The organism is Bordetella genomosp. 5, assembly GCF_002261475.1.
Taxonomy (GTDB): domain Bacteria; phylum Pseudomonadota; class Gammaproteobacteria; order Burkholderiales; family Burkholderiaceae_B; genus Bordetella.
Genome location: NZ_NEVN01000007.1, coordinates 355988 through 380795, shown reverse-complemented (window position 1 = coordinate 380795; position 24808 = coordinate 355988). Strand labels below are relative to the sequence as shown.

Annotated in this window: 9 protein-coding genes; 6 read left to right on the top strand and 3 right to left on the bottom strand. The window is 67.1% G+C overall.

Annotated elements, in window-relative coordinates; all coding sequences use genetic code 11:
* Nucleotides 1–8431 (top strand): AIDA repeat-containing protein (locus tag CEK29_RS14590; protein WP_141218350.1); only part of this gene is annotated, 8431 nt, incomplete at its 5' end.
* A 198-nt stretch (nt 8432–8629) separates the two neighbouring features.
* Here the strand turns inward: CEK29_RS14590 and CEK29_RS14585 are convergent.
* Nucleotides 8630–10912 carry an NADP-dependent malic enzyme gene (locus tag CEK29_RS14585; RefSeq protein ID WP_094801165.1) on the bottom strand — a complete coding sequence of 761 codons (2283 nt, stop codon included), beginning with the start codon at nt 10910–10912 and terminating at the stop codon, nt 8630–8632.
* A gap of 195 nt (nt 10913–11107) precedes the next feature.
* Complete coding sequence (mdeB, locus tag CEK29_RS14580) at nt 11108–13834, bottom strand: alpha-ketoglutarate dehydrogenase (RefSeq protein ID WP_094858532.1); 2727 nt, start codon at nt 13832–13834, stop codon at nt 11108–11110.
* 262 nt (nt 13835–14096) lie between these two features.
* Between mdeB and CEK29_RS14575 the strand changes: the two genes are divergently transcribed.
* The 5 genes from CEK29_RS14575 to zapE all read left to right on the top strand — a co-directional run bounded on the left by CEK29_RS14575 (nt 14097) and on the right by zapE (nt 23447).
* Nucleotides 14097–16178 (top strand): OPT family oligopeptide transporter, encoded by a 2082-nt coding sequence (locus tag CEK29_RS14575; protein WP_094858531.1) that lies wholly within the window; start codon nt 14097–14099, stop codon nt 16176–16178.
* Nucleotides 16179–16505: 327 nt separating this feature from the next.
* Nucleotides 16506–19376 (top strand): 2-oxoglutarate dehydrogenase E1 component, encoded by a 2871-nt coding sequence (locus CEK29_RS14570; protein ID WP_094801159.1) that lies wholly within the window; start codon nt 16506–16508, stop codon nt 19374–19376.
* A gap of 40 nt (nt 19377–19416) precedes the next feature.
* The gene (odhB, locus tag CEK29_RS14565; RefSeq protein WP_094801157.1) at nt 19417–20643 is read left to right on the top strand and encodes a 2-oxoglutarate dehydrogenase complex dihydrolipoyllysine-residue succinyltransferase; all 1227 of its coding nucleotides are present in this window, start codon (nt 19417–19419) and stop codon (nt 20641–20643) included.
* A gap of 163 nt (nt 20644–20806) precedes the next feature.
* On the top strand, nt 20807–22234 hold the full coding sequence (lpdA, locus tag CEK29_RS14560) for a dihydrolipoyl dehydrogenase (RefSeq protein ID WP_094801155.1): 1428 nt from the start codon (nt 20807–20809) through the stop codon (nt 22232–22234).
* A 121-nt stretch (nt 22235–22355) separates the two neighbouring features.
* Nucleotides 22356–23447, top strand: coding sequence for a cell division protein ZapE (gene zapE, locus CEK29_RS14555; protein ID WP_094858530.1), 1092 nt, complete (start codon nt 22356–22358; stop codon nt 23445–23447).
* Nucleotides 23448–23541: 94 nt separating this feature from the next.
* Here the strand turns inward: zapE and CEK29_RS14550 are convergent, their stop codons facing one another.
* A complete protein-coding gene (locus tag CEK29_RS14550) occupies nt 23542–24786 on the bottom strand; it encodes an MFS transporter (RefSeq protein ID WP_094858529.1) in 1245 nt (414 codons plus the stop codon).
* Nucleotides 24787–24808: the final 22 nt, after the last annotated feature.

Sequence of the window (24808 nt, the reverse complement as noted above, 5' to 3'; positions counted from 1 at the left end):
CACGCAGGTCTCCAGCGGTGGCCAGCAGAATGTGAGTTCCGGCGGTTCGGCCACGAACACCACGGTGAGCTCGGGCGGTACGCAAACGGTCAGCTCCGGCGGTAACACCAACTCCACGACCGTCAGCTCCGGCGGTTCGCAGAACGTCAGCGGTAACGCCTCCAACACCCAGGTCGCAAGTGGCGGCCAACAGAACGTGGGCGATGGTGGCACGGCCAGCGACACGACGGTCAGCTCTGGCGGCTCGCAGAACGTAAGTTCTGGCGGTAACGCTTCCGGCACGCAAGTGTCGGGCGGCGGGCAACAGACCGTCAGCTCTGGCGGCTCCGCGACAAGCACGGTTGTTAGCTCGGGCGGTACCCAAACCGTCAGCTCCGGCGGTAACGCCAATTCCACCGTGGTCAGCAGCGGCGGCAACCAAGACGTCAGCGGTAACGCCTCCAACACGCAGGTCGAAAGCGGTGGCCAGCAGAACGTGAGCAGTGGCGGCTCGGCCACGAGCACGGTCGTCAGCTCGGGCGGCACGCAAACCGTCAGCTCCGGCGGTAACACCAACTCCACGACCGTCAGCTCCGGCGGTTCGCAGAACGTCAGCGGTAACGCCTCCAACACGCAGGTCGCAAGCGGCGGTCAGCAGAACGTGGGCGACGGTGGCACGGCCAGCGACACGACCGTTAGTTCCGGCGGCTCGCAGAACGTGAGTTCTGGCGGTAACGCTTCCGGCACGCAAGTGTCCAGCGGCGGGCAACAGAACGTCAGCTCCGGCGGCTCGGCGACGAGCACCACGGTGAGCTCCGGCGGTACACAAACCGTCAGCTCGGGCGGTAACGCCAATTCCACCGTGGTCAGCAGTGGCGGTAAGCAAGACGTCAGCGGTAACGCCTCCAACACGCAGGTCGCAAGCGGTGGCCAGCAGAACGTGAGCAGTGGCGGCTCGGCCACGAGCACGGTCGTCAGCTCGGGCGGTACGCAAACGGTCAGCTCCGGCGGTAACACCAACTCCACGACCGTCAGCTCTGGCGGCTCGCAGAACGTGAGTTCTGGCGGTAACGCTTCCGGCACGCAAGTGTCGAGCGGCGGGCAACAGAACGTCAGCTCCGGCGGCTCGGCGACGAGCACCACGGTGAGCTCCGGCGGTACCCAAACCGTCAGCTCGGGCGGTAACGCCAATTCCACCGTGGTCAGCAACGGCGGCAACCAAGACGTCAGCGGTAACGCCTCCAACACGCAGGTCTCCAGTGGTGGCCAGCAGAATGTGAGTTCCGGCGGTTCGGCCACGAACACCACGGTGAGCTCGGGCGGTACGCAAACGGTCAGCTCCGGCGGTAACACCAACTCCACGACCGTCAGCAGCGGCGGTTCGCAGAACGTCAGTGGCAACGCCTCCAACACGCAGGTTGCAAGCGGTGGCCAGCAGAACGTGGGCGATGGTGGCACGGCCAGCGACACGACCGTTAGTTCCGGCGGCTCGCAGAACGTCAGTTCGGGCGGTAACGCTTCCGGCACGCAAGTGTCGAGCGGCGGGCAGCAGACCGTCAGCTCTGGCGGCTCCGCGACAAGCACGGTTGTTAGCTCGGGCGGTACACAAACCGTCAGCTCCGGCGGTAACGCCAATTCCACCGTGGTCAGCAGCGGCGGCAACCAAGACGTCAGCGGTAACGCCTCCAACACGCAGGTCTCCAGCGGTGGCCAGCAGAATGTGAGTTCCGGCGGTTCGGCCACGAACACCACGGTGAGCTCGGGCGGTACGCAAACGGTCAGCTCCGGCGGTAACACCAACTCCACGACCGTCAGCAGCGGCGGTTCGCAGAACGTCAGTGGCAACGCCTCCAACACGCAGGTCGCAAGCGGTGGCCAGCAGAACGTGGGCGATGGTGGCACGGCCAGCGACACGACCGTTAGTTCCGGCGGCTCGCAGAACGTAAGTTCTGGCGGTAACGCTTCCGGCACGCAAGTGTCGAGCGGCGGGCAACAGAACGTTAGCTCCGGCGGCTCGGCGACGAGCACCACGGTGAGCTCCGGCGGTAAGCAAACGGTCAGCTCCGGCGGTAACGCCAATTCCACCGTGGTCAGCAACGGCGGCAACCAAGACGTCAGCGGTAACGCCTCCAACACGCAGGTCTCCAGTGGTGGCCAGCAGAATGTGAGTTCCGGCGGTTCGGCCACGAACACCACGGTGAGCTCGGGCGGTACGCAAACCGTCAGCTCCGGCGGCAACACCAACTCCACGACCGTCAGCAGCGGCGGTTCGCAGAACGTCAGCGGTAACGCCTCCAACACGCAGGTGTCCAGCGGCGGCCAGCAGAACGTGGGCGACGGTGGCACGGCGAGCAACACGACGGTCAGCTCTGGCGGCTCGCAGAACGTGAGCTCCGGCGGTTCGGCGACGAGCACGACGGTGAGCTCCGGCGGTACGCAAACCGTCAGTTCGGGCGGCAATGCCAACTCCACCGTTGTCAGCAGTGGCGGCAATCAAGACGTCAGCGGTAACGCCTCTAATACGCAGATCTCCAGCGGTGGCCAGCAGAACGTGAGCAGTGGCGGTACGGCCAGCAACACGACCGTCAGCTCTGGCGGTTCGCAGAACGTAAGTTCTGGTGGTAACGCTTCCGGCACGCAAGTGTCGGGCGGCGGGCAGCAGACCGTCAGCTCCGGCGGCTCCGCGACAAGCACGGTCGTCAGCTCCGGCGGTACGCAAACCGTCAGCTCCGGCGGCAACACCAACTCCACGACCGTCAGCTCCGGCGGTTCGCAGAACGTCAGCGGCAACGCCTCCAACACGCAGGTCTCCAGTGGCGGCCAGCAGAACGTGGGCGATGGAGGCACGGCCAGCGACACCACGGTCAGCTCTGGCGGCTCGCAGAACGTAAGTTCTGGTGGTAACGCCTCCGGCACGCAAGTGTCGGGCGGCGGGCAGCAGACCGTCAGCTCTGGCGGCTCCGCGACAAGCACGGTTGTTAGCTCGGGCGGTACACAAACCGTCAGCTCCGGCGGTAACGTCAATTCCACCGTGGTCAGCAGTGGCGGTAAGCAAGACGTCAGCGGTAACGCCTCCAACACGCAGGTCGAAAGCGGTGGCCAGCAGAACGTGAGCAGTGGCGGTTCGGCGACCAGCACCACGGTGAGCTCGGGCGGTACGCAAACCGTGAGTTCCGGCGGCAACGCCAATTCCACGGTCGTCAGCTCCGGTGGTTCGCAGAACGTGAGCGGCAACGCCTCCAACACGCAGGTCTCCAGTGGCGGCCAGCAGAACGTCGGCAGTGGCGGCACGGCCAGCAACACGACCATCAGCTCCGGCGGCTCGCAGAACGTGAGTTCGGGCGGTAGCGCGTCGGGCACGCAGGTGTCGGATGGTGGGCAGCAGAGCGTGAGCTCTGGCGGCTCGGCCACGAGCACCACGGTGAGCTCCGGCGGTACGCAAACCGTCAGTTCCGGCGGTAACGCCAATTCCACGATCGTCAGCTCCGGTGGTTCGCAGAACGTGAGCGGCAACGCCTCCAACACGCAGGTCTCCAGTGGCGGCCAGCAGAACGTGGGCAGCGGCGGCAACACCAGCAACACGGTGGTTAGCTCCGGCGGTTCGCAGAACGTGAGTTCGGGCGGTAACGCGTCGGGCACGCAGGTGTCGGATGGTGGGCAGCAGAGCGTGAGCTCTGGCGGCTCGGCGACGAACACCACGGTGAGCTCGGGCGGTACGCAAACCGTCAGCTCCGGCGGTAACGCCAATTCCACGATCGTGAGCTCCGGTGGTTCGCAGAACGTGAGCGGCAACGCCTCCAACACGCAGGTCTCCAGTGGCGGCCAGCAGAACGTGGGTAGTGGCGGCACGGCCAGCAACACGACCATCAGCTCCGGCGGCTCGCAGAACGTGAGTTCTGGCGGTAACGCGTCCGGCACGCAGGTGTCGAGCGGCGGGCAGCAGAGCGTGAGTTCGGGCGGCTCGGCCATCGGCACCGTCGTCAGTTCCGGCGGTACGCAAACCGTCAGCTCGGGTGGCAACGCGAATTCCACGGTCGTCACCAATGGTGGCAGCCAGGGCGTGCAGAACGGCGGCCAGGCCAGCGACACACAGGTGTCGTCGGGCGGTAACCAGACGGTCTCGTCCGGCGGTGCGGCCACGTCGACGACGATCAACGAGGGCGGTAGTCAGGGCGTCCAGAGCGGCGGTGTGGCATCGAATGCCGATGTGAAGTCGGGCGGCACGCAGACGGTCTCGTCCGGTGGCACGGCCAACTCCACCACGGTCAACAACGGTGGCAGCCAGGGCGTCGAGAGCGGTGGTCATGCGAGCAACACGCAGCTGTCGTCTGGCGGTACGCAAACGGTGTCCTCCGGCGGTACGGCTACCAGCACGGTCGTCAACAGTGGCGCGAGCCAAGGGGTGACCGAGGGCGGGAACGTGTCGGACACGCAGGTCAAGTCCGGCGGCAATCAAACCGTGTCCTCGGGTGGCCAGGCCACATCCACGACGGTCAGCGATGGCGGCAGCCAGGGCGTGCAGAGCGGCGGTCACGCCAGCGGTACGCAGCTGTCGTCCGGAGGCACGCAAACGGTGTCCTCCGGTGGTACGGCCACCAGCACGGTCGTCAACAGCGGCGCGAGCCAGGGGGTCACCGAGGGCGCGCAAGTCTCCGACACGCAGGTCAAGTCCGGCGGCAATCAAACCGTGTCATCGGGTGGCACGGCCACGTCCACCACGGTCAGCGATGGCGGCAGCCAGGGGGTGCAGAGTGGCGGCGCTGCCAGCGGCACGCACGTGTCGTCGGGTGGTACGCAAACGGTGTCTTCGGGTGGTGCGGCCAACGGCACGACCGTGAGCGACGGCGGTAGCCAAGGTATCGAGCACGGCGGCCAGGCCAGCGGCACGAAGGTGTCGTCGGGCGGTAAGCAGACGGTCTCGTCCGGTGGTACGGCCACGTCGACGATCGTCAGCAACGGCGGCAGCCAGGGCGTGCAGAACGGCGGCCAGGCGAGCGATACGCAAGTGTCGTCGGGCGGTACTCAGACCGTGTCTTCCGGCGGCGCGGCCACGTCGACGATCGTCAGCAGTGGCGGCAGCCAGGGCGTGCAGAACGGCGGTCAGGCCAGCGACACGAAGGTATCGTCCGGCGGTACGCAGACGGTCTCGTCTGGTGGCACGGCAACGTCCACGATCGTGAGCGATGGCGGCAGCCAGGGCGTCGAGAACGGCGGCCAGGCCAGCAGCACGCAAGTGTCGTCCGGCGGCACCCAAACGGTGTCGTCCGGTGGCACGGCCACGTCCACGACGGTCAGCGATGGCGGCAGCCAGGGCGTCGATAACGGCGGGCATGCCAGCGACACGCAGGTTTCGTCCGGCGGCACGCAGACGGTGTCTTCCGGCGGTACGGCCATGTCCACGGTCGTCAGCACGGGCGGCCATCAGGGCGTGCAGAGCGGCGCTCATGCCAGCAACACGCAGGTGTCGTCCGGCGGCACGCAGATGGTGTCATCCGGCGGTACTGCCACGTCCACGACGGTCCGCGATGGCGGCAGTCAGGGTGTGCAAGGCGGCGGTCATGCCAGCGGCACGCAAGTGGAGTCGGGTGGTACGCAGACGGTCTCGTCCGGCGGCACGGCCACGTCCACGACGGTCAGCAGCGGCGGCAGTCAGGGCGTGCAAAGCGGCGGTCATGCGATGGACACCCAGGTCAACTCCGGTGGTACGCAGACCGTGTCCGAGGGCGGCACGGCGACGAGCACCATCGTCTCGTCGGGCGGCTCTCAGGTGGTCCATTCGGGCGGGACGGCCGCCGACAACAAGGTCGACTCCGGCGGTACACAGACGGTCTACAGGGGAGGTGTGGTCGCCGGCGGACGCATTTCCGGAGGGGCCACGCAGGAAGTGGAGTCCGGGGCCGTCGTGCTCCGCACCACGGTCGATAGCGGTGGCAAGCTGCACGTGCTCGCTGGCGGTCGCGCGATGTCCACCCGTCAGAACGTCGGCGCGATCCTCGTGACGTCGCTCGGTACGGGCGTGAATGCCTTCGTCGACGGCCGCCACGAGAGCGGCAACTTCCTCGTGTCGAACACCTACGCCTCGAATGTGCTGCTCAACAACAGCGGGGAGCTGCATGTGTCGTCGGGCGGGTCTGCCACCAGCACGATCATCAACAGCGGCGGCAAGTTGCTCGTGTCGGGCGGCGGTTCGGCCACCCAGATCGATCAGCGCGCGGGCGCCGCCCTCGTGACGTCGATCGGCGAAAACGTGAACGTCTACGCCACCGGCAGCAATGCCAGCGGCGCGTTCGTGGCGTCGAACAACTCGGCGGGCAATGTCCTCCTCGAGAGCGGCGGCGAACTGCACGTGTCGTCGGGCGGTCGTGCCGACAGCTCGCAGATCCACCAGGGTGGCGTGCAGTATGTGTCGTCGGGCGGCAGCGCCTACGACACGGACATCTACGCCGGTGGCCGAGAGGAAATTCTGTCAGGCGGCTACGGGCCGCGCGCCACGATCCATTCGGGCGGCGTGCAGCGCGTGCACTCGGGCGGCCTCGACGAGGACAGCAAGATCCTCACGGGCGGCTCGCAGCAGGTCGAAGGCCGGGTGAGCAACACCACGGTGCAGGGCCAGCAGCAGGTGTCGTCCGGCGGTCGTGCCGAGGCGGATACCATCGCCAGTGGCGGCGTGGTCGACGCGAAGCCGGGTTCCGAGCTGGTGGACACCGTGCTGACCGGCGGCGGCAGTGTGCAGGCGCAGGGCACCGTGCTCGCACAAAAGGCCTCGGCCGCGATCCAGGTGCAGGGCGATGCCAACACGGTCACGCTCCAGGGCGCAACGCTGGCTGGTGATATCAACGTGGGCGGCTCCGGCAACACCCTCACTGTGGCCTCCGGAACGCAGCTGGGTCAGTCCGTGTTGCGCGACACCACGCACGCCAACCAATTGACTGTGGGCGAGAAGCAGAAGCTGACGGTCTCTACGTCGGGCGGCGCGGGTGTGACCGCGGTGCAGGGCTGGAACAAGCTCACCGCGGCCCGCGATGGCGAAGTGGAGCTCGCCGGTGATCTGGCGCTGCAAGGCAACGCGTCCACGTTCACGGTGGCGAGCGGCGGTCTGCTGGGCCTGATGCCGTCGCTGCGCGCCGCCGGGTTGAAAGCCGACACGCTCACCAACGATGGCACGCTGCGCATCGGTGCCAACCAGACCTTGAAGCTCACCGGCAACTACGTGCAGACCGCCAACGGCGTGCTGGACCTGGCCATGCTGGGTACCGCCGCGGGTCAGTACGGCGTGCTGGATGTGAGCCAGTCGGCCACGCTGGCGGCCGGCGCGGCGCTGAAGCTGAACCCGTCGACGGCGCCGCTCAAGCCGGGTGAACGCTACAGCGGCTTCCTGCGCGCAAACGGTGGCCTGAACGGCACCTACGGCGGCGGTACGTATCGCGGCGTGGACTACCGCGTCGAGCGCAACGGCAACCAGCTCGATCTGGTGGTCACCGGGGCAAGCGGCCCGACGCTGTCGACGCCGCTCTTCGGCGGCAACTTCGCGCAGATGTCGCTCGAGCAGGCCCAGGCCAGCATGAGCGTGGTGCGCGATCGCATGGGCCGCATGTCGGGCCCGGCATATCTGGGCACCAACGCCGCCAACACGGTGTGGATGACGCCTTACGGCGGCTGGTCCACGGGCTCGCAAGGCGCCGCCACGCCGGGCTTCGATCGCAAGGTCGGTGGCCTGGCGGTGGGCACGGACCGGGCGCTTGGCGACAAGACCCGGGTCGGCGCGGCGCTGCTGGTGCAGGGCGCCACGACCAAGGGGCGCGACGGCGCGACGGAAGATCGGGCCAGCGGCGCGAGCTATCAGCTCGCCGGCTACGCAAGCCACGACCTGGGCACGCTGGGCCGGATGTCGGTGATCGGCAAGGTGGGTCTGGATCGCAACAGCGCAAGCCGGCGCGACACCATCGGCGACGAGGCGCATGCCAAGTCGAACCCGAACGGGCGCACGGCGGTGCTGTCGCTGAACTACGAACGCGATCACCAACTGGGCAAGCACACGGTCACGCCGTGGCTGGAGGTCGAGTATGGCCGCGCGGGCGTGGGTGCGCATCAGGAGCGTGGCGCGGGGTGGTCCAACCTGAGCGTGGGCAAGCAGGAAGCGCAGTCGCTCACGCCGATGGTGGGCATGAGGTATCGCTACCAGCTCGCGGATGATCAGAGCGTCACGGCCTACGCCGGCGTGGGCTACGACATCCTGGCCAAGAAGCCCAGGCTCAACGCCAAGGACGCGGCAGGCACGTCCTTCGCGGTGAACGGGGCACAGCCGGGCAAGGTGGTCACGCGCTTCGGTCTGGGCTACGAGATGCAGGGTCCGGGCACGTCGCAGATCCGCATCAGCCAGGACTACGCAGGCAAGTCGGGTCGCGGCGACTACTCGCTCAACCTGAACGTGGCGATCCCGCTGGGCAAGTAGCCGAAGGCACGCAGGCCTCCCTGATGTTGGGGAGGTCTGCCTGTTTTTGGGGGAGGGCGCTTCTTTTCATTCTCGCGGGGATGCGGCGATCCGGCGTGCGACTTCCTCGAGATCCGTTCAGACCTCCCCGGTCGGCAGCGAGACCAAGAAAAAAGGGCATCCCTCGCGGGATGCCCTCTTGCCTCGATGCGCGTGCGATCAGCCTTGCGTGGCTTCCTGCTGCGCGTCCACGACGGCCAGGGCCGTCATGTTGACGATGCGGCGCACGGTGGCGCTGGTCGTCAGGATGTGCACCGGACGGGCGGCGCCCAGCAGGATGGGGCCCATGGCCACACCGTTGCTGCCCGTCATTTTGAGCATGTTGTAGGTGATGTTGCCGGTGTCCAGATTCGGCATGACCAGCAGGTTGGCGCGGCCCTTGAGCGAGCTGTCGGGGTAGGCCTGCGTGCGGATCGATTCGGACAGCGCGGCGTCGGCGTGCATCTCACCATCGACTTCGAGGTGAGGTGCGCGGTCGGACACCAGGCGGCGCGCATGCGCCATCTTGCGCGACGACTCGGTCGGGCGGCTGCCGAAGTTGGAGTGCGACAGCAGCGCGATCTTGGGGACCACGCCAAAGCGCATCATTTCTTCGCCAGCCTGGATCGTGATGTCGGCGATCTGTTCGGCGCTGGGGTTTTCGTTGACGTGGGTGTCGGCGACGAACAGCGTCTGGTTCGGCAGCATCAGCACGTTGAGCGCGGCATAGGTCTGGCCGGGCTTCTTGCCGATGACTTCGTCGATGTACTTCAGCTGATTGTCGTACTTGCTGGCCACGCCGCACAGCAGCGCGTCGGCATCGCCACGGCGCAGCAGCATCGCGCCGATCAGCGTGTTGTGCTTGCGGATCATCGCCTTGGCGATGGCCGGCGTCACGCCCTCGCGGCCGCGCAGCTCGTAATAGCCCTGCCACGTTTCGTTGAAGCGCGCGTCGTCTTCGGGATCCACGATCTCGATGTTCTGACCGGCGACCAGACGCAGGCCGAACTTCTGCACGCGCATCTCGATCACGGCGGGACGGCCCACCAGGATCGGGAAGGCGAGCTTCTCGTCGACCACGACCTGCACGGCACGCAGCACGCGCTCGTCTTCACCGTCGGCGTAGACGACGCGCTTGGGCGCCTTCTGGGCTTCCTGGAAGAGCGGCAGCATCAGCTGGCCCGAGTGGTACACGAAGCCCATCAGCTTGCGGCGGTAGGCTTCGATGTCTTCGATCGGGCGAGCCGCGACGCCCGACGCGGCGGCGGCCTGGGCCACGGCCGGCGCGATCTGCACGATGAGGCGCGGATCGAACGGCTTCGGAATGATGTAGTCGGGGCCGAACGACAGCTCTTCGCCCGCGTAGGCGCGCGCCACTTCGTCGTTCTGCTCGGCCTGGGCCAGCTCGGCGATCGCCTTCACGCAGGCGAGCTTCATCTCTTCGGTGATGCGGCTGGCGCCGGCATCCAGCGCGCCGCGGAAAATGAACGGGAAGCACAGCACGTTGTTGACCTGGTTCGGGTAGTCCGAACGGCCGGTCGCGATGATGCAGTCGGGGCGGGCGGCCTTCGCGATCTCGGGGCGGATTTCCGGCTCGGGATTGGCCAGGGCCAGGATCAGCGGCTTGACGGCCATGGTCTTGACCATGTCGCCGGTGAGCACGCCCGCGGTCGAGCAACCCAGGAACACGTCGGCGCCGTTGACCACGTCGGCCAGCGTGCGCGCGTCGGTCTTCTGCGCGTAGCGGCGCTTGTTGGGCTCCATGTTTTCGTCGCGGCCTTCCCAGATCACGCCACGGGAGTCCACCACGTACATGTTTTCGCGCTTGATGCCCAGGTCGACCAGCAGATCCAGGCATGCGATGGCGGCGGCGCCGGCGCCGGAGCAAGCCAGCTTCACGTCGCCCATCGCTTTGCCCACGACCTTCAGGCCGTTGAGGATGGCGGCGGCCGAGATGATGGCGGTGCCGTGCTGGTCATCGTGGAAGACGGGGATCTTCATGCGCTCGCGCAGCTTCTTCTCGATGTAGAAGCACTCGGGCGCCTTGATGTCTTCGAGGTTGACGCCGCCCAGCGTGGGCTCGAGCGCCGCGATGATCTCGACCAGCTTGTCGGGGTCGTTTTCGGCCAGCTCGATGTCGAACACATCGATGCCGGCGAATTTCTTGAACAGGCAGCCCTTGCCTTCCATCACGGGCTTGGCGGCCAGCGGGCCGATGTTGCCCAGGCCGAGCACCGCGGTGCCGTTCGTGATCACGCCCACCAGGTTGGAGCGCGAGGTGTACATCGAGGCGGCGTCATTGCCCTGGTCGAAGATCGCCATGCACGCCGCGGCCACGCCGGGCGAGTAGGCCAGCGACAGGTCGTCCTGGTTGGCCAGCGTCTTGGTGGGGGTGACAGAGATTTTGCCCGGGGTGGGATAGGCGTGGTAATCCAACGCCCGCTTGGAGAGGGTTTCGTCCATGAGGTACAGCCTTTTTGGCGCTAACTGGAAAGCGTGAGGAACGGCGAAATCGGGAATATCGCTGCGCGTTGTCGGCCGCGGCGGGCGTGGGACACACGCCCGCAAAACCGCATGCGGCCTGGAACAGCCCAGTATTTCAACACAGAACGCGGCGCTGCGTTCTTGTTGCAGCGCAGCGAAAGTGCCGCCTCCGCCTCAGCGGAGCCAGGGCGGCGCGTCGCGCCCGGCGGCGTCGAGCGCAGCGCGTTGCCGCGCGATGGCCTCCTGCAGCCGCGCGGCCTCGGCATCGGTGGCCCGCGCACACGCCAGATCGAGCGCGTGCAGCACCATCCACGCCGCGCTCACCTCGAAGAAGTCGCGCAGGCGGGCCCGCGTGTCGCTACGGCCGAAACCGTCGGTGCCCAGGCTGCGCATGGGCGCGCTCACATGGGCGCGGATCTGATCGGGCACCGCGCATACGTAGTCGCTGGCCGCCAGCACCGGCGGGCCGTCCTGGCCCAGGCAGTGCGCGAGCCACGATGGCTCATGATTCAGACCGAGGACGCGGGCGCGCTCGACGCGGCGGGCATCGCGCGCGAGCTCGCTGTAGCTCGTGACGCTCCAGACCTCGCAAGGCACCGCGTGTTCGCTCTGCAAGGTCTCGGCCGCCCGCAGGGCCTCCGCCAGCGCCGGGCCCGCCGCGAGCAGCCGCACGCGGGGAGCATCGCAGGCACGTACGCGATGCATGCCGCGCAGCACGCCCGTGCGGCAGTCGGGCGCCACGCTGGCATCGGGCAGGTCGGGCTGGGGCAGATTCTCGTTGGTGACCGTCAGGTAATAGAACTCGTCGTGGTCCTCGGTCAGCATGCGGCGCATGCCTTCCTCGACGATCAGCGCGGCCTCGTAGGCCTGCGCCGGATCGTAGGCGCGGCAGTTGGGCACGGTGGCGGCGATCAGATGGCTGGAGCCGTCCTGGTGCTGCAGACCTTCGCCGCCGAGCGTCGTGCGGCCCGAGGTCGCGCCGATCAGAAAGCCGCGGGTGCGCTGATCCGCGGCCGCCCAGATCAGGTCGCCGATGCGCTGAAAGCCGAACATCGAGTAATAGATATAGAACGGCAGCATCGGCAGGCCGTGCACCGAGTAGCTGGTGCCGGCCGCCGTCCACGACGAGATCGCGCCGGCCTCGGTGATGCCCTCTTCGAGGATCTGGCCGTCGCGCGCCTCGCGATACGACAGGACCGAGCCGATGTCCTCGGGCTCGTAGAGTTGCCCCTGCGCCGAATAGATGCCGATCTGGCGGAACAGATTGGCCATGCCGAAGGTGCGCGCCTCGTCCGCCACGATCGGCACGATGCGGGGGCCCAGCGCCGGGTCTTTCAGCAGCTGCGTCAGCATGCGCACCAGCGCCATTGTGCTCGACATCTCCTTGCCGTCGGGCGCGAGCGCGAAGCCGGCCCACTGAGTGACCGGCGGCGCCGCCAGCGGCTGGGCCTGCGCCCGGCGGCGCGGCAGGTGGCCACCGAGCGCGGCGCGCCGCGCCTGCAGGTGGCGCATCTCGGCACTGTCGGACGAGGGCCGAAAGAAACGCAGCGCGAGGCAGTCGGCGTCGGAGAGCGGCAGCGCGAAGCGATCGCGAAACGCCAGCAGCGCGTCGTCGTCGAGCTTTTTCTGCTGATGGGTGGTCATCTTGCCCTGGCCCGCGGCGCCCATGCCGAAGCCTTTTTTCGTCTGCGCCAGGATCACCGTGGGCTGGCCGCGATGCGCCACCGCGCGGGCATACGCCGCGTGGATCTTCGTCATGTCGTGGCCGCCACGGCGCAGGCGGTCGATCGCCTCGTCGGGCCAGTCGGCCACCAGCGCCGCGAGCGCGGGGTCCTGGCCGAAGAAGTGCTCGCGGTTGTAGGCGCCGTCGTTGGCCGCGAAGGTCTGGAACTGGCCATCGACCGTGTGCGCGAAGGCGTGTGCCAGCGCGCCGCTCGCATCGCGGCGCAAGAGGGCGTCCCAGTCGCTGCCCCACACGACCTTGATGACGTTCCAGCCCGCGCCGGCATACAGCGTTTCGAGTTCGTCGATGATGCGGCCGTTGCCGCGTACCGGGCCATCGAGGCGCTGCAGGTTGCAGTTCACGACGAACACGAGATTGTCGAGCCGCTCGCGCGCGGCCAGCGTGAGCGCGGCAATGGATTCAGGCTCGTCCATTTCGCCATCGCCGAAGATGCCCCAGACCTTGCGCTGTGACTCGGGCGCGAGGCCGCGATGCTCGAGATAGCGCATGAAGCGCGCCTGATAGATCGCATTGATTGGACCGATGCCCATCGAGCCCGTGGGGAACTGCCAGAAATCCGGCATCAGCCAGGGGTGCGGATACGAGGACAGGCCGCGGCGTCCGGCGGCGCGTGCAGTGATCTCCTGGCGGAACAGCGCGAGATCCTCGTCGTCGAGCAGGCCTTCGAGATAGGCGCGGGCATAGATGCCGGGCGCCGAGTGGGGCTGCATATAGACGAGGTCCGCGCCGCCCGGCGCGTCGGGTCCGCGGAAAAAGTGGTTGAAGCCGACTTCGAACAGATCGGCCGCCGACGCGTAACTCGCGATGTGTCCGCCCAGCTCGCCGTGCGCCTGGTTGGCACGCACCACCATCGCCAGCGCGTTCCAGCGATTGATGGATGCAATCCGTTCTTCGAGACCGAGATCGCCCGGGAACGGCGGCTCGTCGGCTGCCGCGATCGTATTGAGATAGGCGGTGCTGACCTGACCGCCGGCCCGCACCCCCAGACTGGCCGCATGGTCGAGCAGGCGCGCCAGCACAAAGGCCGCGCGCGGCGCGCCTTCGGTTTGCGCAAGCGCGTCGAGGGCATCGCGCCACTCGGCGGTCTCTTCGGGGTCGGTATCGTCGCGCAGGAAGGGCGCTTGCTGATGGCCGGGGGCGGGCAGGGGCGGTGTCATGCGTTGTCTCCGATGCTTTTTGTCTTGGTCTGCGTGTCGCCCATGCTAGCGCCACCTGAGACGCACAAGTGACCGAAGCCGATAGGCCGTAGGCCATGCTGGCGGCATGAAGGCGTTGTCTGGCGGATTTATGCAGCACGATCTGCCGCACATCGGCGAAATCGGGCGTTGGTCCGAGGCGGCGGCGCGGGGCGCGCTGTCAGGAAATGTCCAGGTGGTGGACGCTACACTCGCGCCACTTTTAGAATTTTCGGAGTTGACGATGAGCGCAGGCCTGCGGGTGCCCGATGCCATGACACTGCCCGAGCTGACGCTGCGTGGCGTCATCCTCGGTGCCCTGATCACGATCGTGTTCACGGCTTCGAACGTGTTTCTCGGCTTGAAAGTCGGCCTGACGTTCTCGTCGGCCATTCCGGCGGCGGTGATCTCCATGTCGGTGTTGCGCATGTTCAAGGGCGCGAACATCCTCGAGAACAACATGGTGCAGACCCAGGCCTCCGCGGCCGGCACGCTGTCGTCCATCATTTTCATCCTGCCCGCGCTGGTGATGCTGGGCCATTGGAGCGCGTTCCCGTTCTGGCAGACGCTGGCGATCTGCGCGGCCGGCGGCATGCTCGGCGTGATGTTCACCATTCCGCTGCGCCACGTGATGGTGGTGCAGAGCAACCTGCCTTACCCGGAAGGCGTGGCGGCGGCGGAGATTCTGCGTGTGGGCAGCGCCGCCCGAGCCCAGGAACGGGAGGGGGAGGGCGCGGTGCACCCTGACACAGCCCGAACGGCCCCCGTCGTCCCACGACCGGGCGGCACGGGCATGGCCGACATCCTGTTTGGTGGCGGCATCGCGGCCGTGGTCAGCTTCGCGACCGGTGGCCTGCGCCTGCTCGCCGATGGCGCCAGCAGCTTTCTCGCAATCGGCGCAGCGGTGCTGCGTCTGCCGATGGGCTTCTCGCTGGCTCTGCTGGGCGCGGGCTACCTGATCGGCATCGTCGCCGGCCTGGCCATGCTGACCGGGCTGGTGATCGCCTGGGGCATCGCGGTGCCGGTCCTGACGGCGCTGGGCGAGCGTGCCGCGGACGTGTCGCTAGCCGACTACGCGACCGGTCTCTGGAGCACGCAGGTCCGCTTCATCGGCGCGGGCGTCATCGGGGTGGGCGCCATCTGGACCCTGGCCACGCTGTTCGTGCCCATGGTGCGCGGCGTGCGCGCGTCGATGTCGATGGTGGGCAAGGGCGGGCGCCCGCGTGGCGATGCCCCGCGCACCGAGCGCGACCTGCCCGCGCCGTGGGTCATCGGCATTTCGCTCGTGCTGCTGGCCATACTGGTATTCACGTTCCTCGCGTTCATGAGTGGCGCGCCGCTCTCGCCCGGCCGCATCGGCGTGCTGGTGGCCTACGCCGTGCTGTTCGCGTTCGTGTTCGGTTTCCTGGTCGCGGCGGCCTGCGGCTATATGGCGGGGCTGGTGGGCTCCTCGACCAGCCCGATCTCCGGCGTGGGGATCGTGGCCATCGTGCTGGTCTCGCTCTTGATGGTGATGCTCAACGACGGCGAGGGCCTGCTCGGCACGGAACAGGGCGTGCGCCTGGGCATCGCGCTGGCGATCTTCACCACGTCGGCGGTCGTGGCGGTGGCCTCGATCTCGAACGACAACCTGCAGGACCTCAAGACCGGCTGGCTCGTGGGCGCCACGCCCTGGCGTCAGCAGGTGGCGTTGCTGATCGGTTGCGTGGTGGGGGGAGCCGTCATTTCGCCGGTGCTGGACCTGCTCTACAACGCCTACGGCTTCGCCGATGCCTTGCCGCGCCCCGGCATGGACCCCGATCAGGCGCTCGCCGCGCCGCAGGCCACGCTGATGCTCGCCATCGCGCAAGGCATCTTCACGCACCATCTGAACTGGACCATGATCCTGATCGGCATGGCGATCGGCGCGGCGTTGATCGTCGTGGACCAGGTGTTGAAGTCGACCTGCGCCGTTGCACGGCTGCCGGTGCTGGCGGTCGGCATCGGCATCTATCTTCCGCCCACCGCCAGCGCGCCCATCGTGGTGGGTGCGTTTCTGGCGTGGGTGCTGTCGCGGCGCCTGCGCCGGCGCGCCGCGGCCGCCGGCGAATCCTACGAAGCCCATGCCGACGCGCCGAACCGGCGCGGCGTGCTGATCGCGTCGGGCCTGATCGTGGGCGAGAGCCTCGTCGGGGTGCTGCTCGCCGGCGTGATCGGGTTCAGCGGCCAGGACGCGCCGTTGGCGCTCGTCGGCGCGGACTTCGAAGGCCCCGCGCGCTGGCTCGGATTGGCCGTTTTTGCCCTTGTGGCGGTGTGGATTGGACGCAGGGTCTTGGCGCGACCCTGATTTGCGTCGTATTCTGGACACACTTGCCGGAGGTCGGGCCACCCGACCCCGGCGCGACCGATTGCCGATAATGGCGACGTGTAGACACCGTTATGCGCGGCGAAGCGCGAGGCATTCTTGCCAGGAATGCATCCATGTTTGATCTTCGGCGCATGTCACGCGATTGCAGCAAGACGCCCCCAAACTTCAGGGGGTATACTGCCGACACGGCTTTCGAGGCTTGTACGTGCCTTCTGCCCCTGCTATCCGCCAAACGGGAAGCCCGTGTCGCGGAAGGTTTTCCTGCATCGTATGCGAGTGAAGCACTCGTCAAGGTGAAGCGACATTATGTCTACGGAATCAGAATCCCTATCTACCTCCTATCTGTTCGGCGGTAATGCGCCGTACGTAGAAGAACTCTACGAACAGTATCTCGACAATCCCGGCTCGGTCGCGGACAACTGGCGCGAATATTTCGACCAGCTGCAGCATGCACCCGCCACGGATGGCCAAGAAGCCACGCGTGACCAGGCTCATGCGCCCGTCGTCGAATCGTTTGCGCAACGTGCCCGCGCCAATGCTTTCCTGCAACGCGCTGCCGAGCCCGATCTGTCGGTCGCCAGCAAGCAGGTGTCGGTCCAATCGCTGATCGCCGCCTACCGTTCGCTGGGTTCGCGCTGGGCCGATCTCGATCCCCTCAAGCGCCAGGAGCGTCCGCCGATCCCCGAGCTCGATCCGTCCTTCTACGGACTGACCGAAGCCGATCTGGACCAGACCTACTCGGCCACGAATACCTACTTCACGACCGCCAGCACCATGACGCTGCGCGACATCCTGAAGGCCCTGCGCGACACGTATTGCCGTTCGATCGGCGCCGAGTTCTCGCACATCTCCGACCCGGCTGCCAAGCGCTGGATCCAGCAACGCCTGGAAAGCACGCTGTCGGCACCGACCTGGTCGCCCGAAGAAAAGCGCCACATCCTGCAGCAGCTCACCGAGTCCGAAGGTCTCGAGCGCTTCCTGCACACCAAGTACGTCGGCCAGAAGCGCTTCTCGCTCGAGGGCGGTGAAAGCTTCATCGCCTCGATGGACGAAGTGGTGAACCACGCCGGCGAATCCGGCGTCCAGGAAATCGTCGTGGGCATGGCTCACCGCGGCCGCCTGAACCTGCTCGTGAACATCATGGGCAAGATGCCCGGTGACCTGTTCGCCGAGTTCGAAGGCAAGCACGCCGAAGGCCTGACCGACGGCGACGTGAAGTACCACAACGGCTTCTCGAGCGACGTCTCGACCCGTGGCGGTCCGGTGCACCTGTCGCTGGCGTTCAACCCCTCCCACCTCGAAATCGTCAACCCGGTGGTCGAGGGCAGCGTCCGCGCCCGCCAAGAGCGCCGCGGCGACGCCGAAGGCAAGCAAGTGCTGCCCGTGCTGGTGCACGGTGACGCGGCTTTCGCTGGCCAGGGTGTCGTGATGGAAACGCTCAACCTGGCCCAGACGCGCGGCTACGGTACGGGCGGCACGCTGCACATCGTCATCAACAACCAGATCGGCTTCACGACGTCGGATCCGCGCGACTCGCGCTCCACGCTGTATTGCACCGACGTGGTCAAGATGATCGAAGCGCCGGTGTTCCACGTCAACGGCGACGATCCCGAAGCCGTCGTGTTCGCGACCCGCCTCGCGCTCGACTACCGCATGGAATTCCGCCACGACGTCGTCCTCGACATCGTGTGCTTCCGCAAGCTCGGCCACAACGAGCAAGACACCCCGTCGCTCACGCAGCCCCTGATGTACAAGCGCATCGGCCATCACGGCGGTACGCGCAAGCTGTACGCCGAGAAGCTGCAGACGCAGGGCGTCCTGGCCGAAGGCGATGCCGATCAGATGGTCAAGGATTACCGCCAGCTGATGGAAGACGGCCAGCGCACGATCGAGCCCGTGCTGACCGACTACAAGAGCAAGTACGCGATCGACTGGTCCCCGTTCATGGGCGCCAAGTGGACCGACCAGGCCGACACCGCGGTGCCGCTGGCCGAGCTCAAGCGCATCGGCGAACGCATCACGTCCGTGCCGGATGGCTTCACGGTGCACCCGCTGGTGGCCAAGCTGCTGAACGACCGTCGCAACATGGCCAAGGGCGAGCAGAACCTCGACTGGGGCATGGGCGAGCATCTGGCTTTCGCCACGCTGGTCGCTTCGGGTTACGCGATCCGCATCACCGGTCAGGATTCGGGCCGTGGCACGTTCACGCACCGTCACGCCGTGCTGCACGACCAGAACCGCGAGCGCTGGAACGACGGTACCTACATTCCGCTGCAGAACGTCTCCGAAGGCCAGGCGCCTTTCACGGTGATCGACTCGGTGCTGTCCGAAGAAGCCGTGCTCGCGTTCGAATACGGTTACTCGTCGGCCGAGCCCAACACGCTCACGATCTGGGAGGCCCAGTTCGGTGACTTCGTCAACGGTGCGCAGGTCGTGATCGACCAGTTCATCAGCTCGGGCGAAGCCAAGTGGGGCCGCCAGTCGGGTCTGACGCTGATGCTGCCGCACGGCTACGAAGGCCAGGGTCCGGAGCACTCGTCGGGCCGTATCGAGCGCTTCCTGCAACTGTGCGCCGACAACAACATCCAGGTCGTTCAGCCGACCTCGGCTTCGCAGATCTTCCATCTGCTGCGCCGTCAGATGATCCGCCAGTTCCGCAAGCCGCTCGTGATCTTCACGCCCAAGTCGCTGCTGCGTAACAAAGACGCGGGTTCGCCCCTCACCGACCTGGCCGGCGGCAGCTTCCGCCCGGTCATCGGCGAAGTCGACGATTCGATCAAGGCCGCTTCGGTCAAGCGCGTGCTGGCATGCTCGGGCAAGGTCTACTACGACCTGGTCAACGCACGCCGCGAACGCGAAGCCGACAACGTCGCGATCGTCCGCGTCGAGCAGCTGTACCCGTTCGCCCACAAGGCGTTCGAGACCGAACTGCGCAAGTACCCGAAGGCGACCGAAGTGATCTGGGTTCAGGACGAACCGCAGAACCAGGGCGCATGGTTCTACGTTCAGCACCACCTGTACGAAAACATGGCCGAAGGCCAGAAGCTGGCGTATGCCGGTCGCCCCGCATCGGCCTCGCCGGCCGTGGGCTACCTGGCCAAGCACCAGGAGCAGCAGAAGGCGCTCATCGAGCAGGCCTTCGCCGCGAAGTACAAGGGCTTCATGCTGACCAAGTAATCCAGCGACTCAGAACACCAACTTTACGGAATTCATTACCATGGCTATTACCGACGTTGTCGTCCCTCAACTGTCCGAATCCGTTTCGGAAGCCACTCTGCTGACCTGGAAGAAGCAGCCTGGCGCCGCGGTCGAGGCCGACGAAATCCTGATCGAAGTCGAAACCGACAAGGTGGTTCTCGAAGTGCCCGCGCCGGCTTCCGGCGTGCTGGCGGAAATCGTTGCCGGTGACGGCAGCACCGTCACCTCGGGCCAGCTGATCGCCAAGATCGACACGGCTGGCAAGGCCGCCGCCGCTGCTCCGGCCGCTGCCGAAGCCCCGGCCGCCGCGCCCGCTGCCGCTCCGGCCGCTCCCGCTGCCGCCCCGGCCAGCAACGCCGCCGCCGGCGTCGCTTCGCCCGCCGCTTCGAAGATCCTCGCCGAAAAGGGCGTGGACGCCGCCAGCGTGTCCGGTTCGGGCCGTGATGGCCGCGTGACCAAGGGCGACGCCCTGGCCGCCCAGGCTGGCGCCGCGCCCGCCAAGGCCGCTGCCGCTCCGGCCGCGCCCGCCACGTTCTCGCTCGACGGCCGTCCGGAACAACGCGTTCCGATGAGCCGCCTGCGTGCCCGCGTGGCCGAGCGTCTGCTGCAGTCGCAACAAGAAAACGCGATCCTGACGACCTTCAACGAGGTCAACATGCAGGCCGTGATCGATCTGCGCAACAAGTACAAAGAGAAGTTCGAGAAGGAACACGGCGTGAAGCTCGGCTTCATGTCGTTCTTCGTCAAGGCTGCCGTTGCCGCCCTGAAGAAGTACCCCCTCCTGAACGCCTCGGTCGACGGCAAGGACATCATCTACCACGGCTACTTCGACATCGGCATCGCCGTGGGCAGCCCGCGTGGCCTGGTGGTGCCGATCCTGCGCAACGCCGACCAGATGTCGATCGCCGACATCGAAAAGACCATCGCCGACTTCGGTCGCCGCGCTGCCGATGGCAAGCTGGGCATCGAAGAAATGACCGGTGGTACCTTCTCGATCTCCAACGGTGGTGTGTTCGGTTCGATGCTCTCGACCCCGATCATCAACCCGCCGCAATCGGCCATCCTGGGCGTGCACGCCACCAAGGAACGCGCCGTCGTCGAGAACGGCCAGATCGTGATCCGTCCGATCAACTACCTGGCCATGTCCTACGACCACCGCATCATCGACGGCCGCGAAGCCGTCCTGGGCCTGGTTGCCATGAAGGAAGCGCTCGAAGATCCGCAGCGCCTGCTGCTGGAGCTGTAATCCGACAGCAACGGGCGAAATGGCGCTGACCGTTTCGCCCGTTTTTTCGCAGGCTGCTGATCCTCGGCCGCCCGCTCTGGCGTAAAGGGGCGCTGCGATGCGCCCGCGCCGCACGAGTCCCGCACAGGGCTCCTGCCTGAACCTCACTCATCGCGAGAACACTATGTCCAAACAATTCGACGTCGTCGTCATCGGTGCCGGCCCCGGCGGTTACATCGCAGCCATCCGCGCTGCCCAGCTCGGCAAGACCGTGGCTTGCATCGACGCCTGGCAGAACGGCGAAGGCGCCCCGGCTCCTGGCGGCACCTGCACCAACGTCGGCTGCATCCCGTCCAAGGCACTGCTGCAGTCCTCGGAAAACTACGAAGAGGTCAACACCCACTTCGCCGAGCACGGCATTGAAGTCAAGGGCGTGACGCTCAAGCTCGACACGCTGATCGGCCGCAAGAACAAGGTCGTCAAGCAGAACAACGACGGCATCCTTTACCTGTTCAAGAAGAACAAGGTCACCTTCTTCCACGGCAAGGGTGCTTTCACCGGCCAGGTCGAAGGCGGCTGGGCCATCAAGGTCTCCGGCACCACCGAAGAAGAGCTCGTTGCCAAGCACGTGATCGTGGCGACCGGTTCGTCGGCCCGTGAACTGCCGGGCGTGCCGTTCGACGAAAAGACCGTGCTGTCCAACGACGGCGCGCTGAATCTGTCGGCCGTGCCGAAGAAGCTGGGCGTGATCGGCGCCGGCGTGATCGGCCTCGAAATGGGCAGCGTGTGGCGCCGCCTGGGTGCCGAAGTGACCGTGCTGGAAGCGATGCCCGAGTTCCTCGCGGCCGCCGATCAGCAGGTCGCCAAGGAAGCCCTGAAGTCGTTCACCAAGCAGGGCCTGGACATCCAGACCGGCGTGAAGATCGGCGAAATCAAGGCCACCGCCAAGGGCGTGACCGTGCCTTACACCGACGCCAAGGGTGGCGAGCAGAAGCTGGTGGTCGACAAGCTGATCGTCTCGATCGGCCGCGTGCCGTACACCGGCGGCCTGAATGCCGACGCCGTGGGCCTGAAGCTCGACGAGCGTGGCTTCATCGCCGTCGACGGCGACTGCAAGACCAACCTGCCGAACGTGTGGGCCGTGGGCGACGTGGTGCGTGGCCCGATGCTGGCGCACAAGGCCGAAGAAGAAGGCGTTGCCGTGGCCGAGCGTATCGCCGGCCAGCACGGTCACGTCAACTTCGCGACCGTGCCGTGGGTCATCTACACCTCGCCCGAGATCGCCTGGGTGGGTCAGACCGAGCAGCAGCTCAAGGCCGAAGGCCGCGAGTACAAGGCCGGTTCGTTCCCGTTCATGGCCAACGGCCGTGCGCGCGCCATCGGTGACACCACCGGCTTCGCCAAGGTGATCGCCGACGCCAAGACCGACGAGGTCCTGGGCGTGCACATCATCGGCCCGATGGCTTCCGAGCTCATCGCCGAAGCCGTGACCATCATGGAATTCCGTGGCGCCGCCGAAGACATCGCCCGCATCTGCCACGCGCACCCGACCCTGTCGGAAGCCGTGAAGGAAGCCGCGCTGGCCGTCGACAAGCGCACGCTGAACTTCTGATGCGTGTCCGGAACGCGGGCGGCCCCGGCCGCCGCGTCCCGGCGTCGCGGGCCCGCGCCCGCGGCGACATCTGGGCGGATCGCGCGATCCGCCTTTTTGCTTTTAGGACTCCTGCAGCGACATGAACGTCCGCGAATACTACGAACATGCCCTGGCCGAGCGCGGCTACAAGCCCGACGCGGCGCAGGAGCGCGCCATCGAGCGCCTGCAACGCTATTACGACGACTGGCTGCGCTTCAAGGCGATGCGCTCCAATGCGCTGAAGAAGCTGCTCAATCGTCCCGACGTGCCGCGTGGCGTGTATCTCTGGGGCGGCGTGGGCCGTGGCAAGAGCTTCCTGATGGATGCGTTCTACGCGACCGTGCCGGTCGTGCGCAAGACGCGTCTGCACTTCCACGAGTTCATGCGCGGCGTGCACCGCGAACTCGAAAACGTGAAGGGCATGCAGGACCCGCTCGACGAGGTCGCCAAGCGTGTCGCCAAGCGCTACCGCCTGATCTGTTTCGACGAGTTCCATGTGTCGGACGTGGCCGATGCCATGATCCTGTACCGGCTGCTGCTCAAGCTGTTCGAGTACGGCACGTCGTTCATCATGACCTCGAACTACGAGCCCTCGACCCTGTATCCCGACGGCTTGCACCGTGACCGCATCCTGCCCGCCATCGAGCTCATCAAGAGCCGCATGGATATCATGAACGTGGACACCGGCGTGGATTACCGCCTGCGCACGCTCGAGCAGGTGCACGCGTATCACTCGCCGCTCGACGAGCGCGCACAGACGGCGTTGCAGGAAGCGTTCGACGGCCTGGCCGACACGCCGCCGCAGGAGCCGGTGCTGCACATCGAGCATCGCGAGATTCGCGCGGTGGCCCTGTCGGGCTCGGTGGTGTGGTTCGACTTCGCCACGCTGTGCGGCGGTCCGCGCTCGCAGAATGATTATCTGGAGCTCGCCAACCGATTCCATTCGGTGATCCTGTCGGGCGTGCCCCGCATGGGACCGCGCCAGGCGTCCGAAGCGCGCCGCTTCACGTGGCTGATCGACGTGTTCTACGACCACAAGGTCAAGCTCATCATGTCGGCCGAGTGCCCGCCCGAAGAGATCTACACCGAGGGGGCGCTCGCCAACGAGTTCCATCGCACGGTGTCGCGCATTCTGGAAATGCAGTCGCGCGAGTACCTCGAGGCCGAGCGGCGCCAGACAGCCAACCTCTGACGCGCCGCGATCGCGCCCGTTCCGGGCCGTGTTCCCGGGTGGGTCCGACAGACGCAGGCCGCGCGACGCGCGGCCTGTGCGTTTGCGCCGCGGCTCAGCGCGGGCGCTGCGCGTGGCGCGAAGAAGCGAGGGTGGCGGCCCAGAACAGCAGCGCCGCCAGGCTGACCGCGGCGCCGAGCAGGCACACGGCGGTCCACCCGCCGAACGCGTAGCTCTGCGTCGCACCCAACGCGCCCAGGCCGCTGCCCACGGCATAGAACAGCATGTACACGCCGATGAGCCGGCCGGGCGCGTCGGGCCGGGTGCGCAGGATCATCGACTGATTGGTGACGTGCAGGGCCTGGCCGCCGAGATCGAGCAGCACGATGCCCACGATGAGCGCGCCCAGCGAGTGGGGCAACCGGGCGAGCGGCCACCAGGCGATCAGCAGCAGCACGAGCGCGGCGAGGGTGGTGCGCCGCTCCCAGCCGCGATCCGCCCAGTGGCCCGCGCGCGCTGCCGCCAGCGCACCGAGCGCGCCGACCAGGCCGAAGGCGCCGATGGCGGTATGGCTATACGCGTACGGGGGCGCCGAGAGCGGCAGCACCAGCGCGCTCCAGAAGATATTGAACGCGGCGAACATCAGCAGGGCCAGCGTGCCGCGCACCCGCAGCACGCGTTCGTCGCGCAGCAGCAGCCACATGGACCCGAGCAACGCCAGGTAGGGCAGGGGCGCCCGCGCGGGCGGCAGGGCCGGCAGGCGCCGCCACAAGGGCAGCAGCAGCGCCAGCATGAGCAAGGCCGCGCCGGCATACACGCCGCGCCAGCCCGCGAGATCGCTGACCGCGCCCGCGAAGACGCGCGCCAGCAGCAGGCCGACGAACACGCCGCCCTGCGCCGCGCCCACCACGCGCCCCTGTCCCGCGCCCGCCGCCGCGCTCGCGGCGTAGGCGATTAGCCCCTGGGTCATGGCCGTACCGAGCAGCCCCACCGCCAGCATGCCCACGAGCAGCGCGGACGCGGACGGGGCGCACGCGACGAGGACCAGGGCGCCCGCGAGCGCGGCCAGTTGCAGCGTCAGCAGGCGGCGGCGTTCCAGGCGGTCCCCCAGCGGCACCAGCAGCACCAGGGCCAACGCACAGCCCAACTGCGTGGCGCTGACGACGCCGCCGACCGCCGCGGTGCCGATCCCGAAGTCGCGCGACAGCGTGTCCAGCAGCGGCTGTGCGTAATAGACGTTGGCGACGCTCGCGCCACTGGCGACCGCCAGCAGCAGCACCTGCCCGGACGAGAGCGGCGGCGGGGGCGGGGGCGGGGGCGGGGGCGGGGGCGGGGCGGCAGGGCTGTGTTCCTGACTCATGGCAGCCTGGTTTCAAATAAAA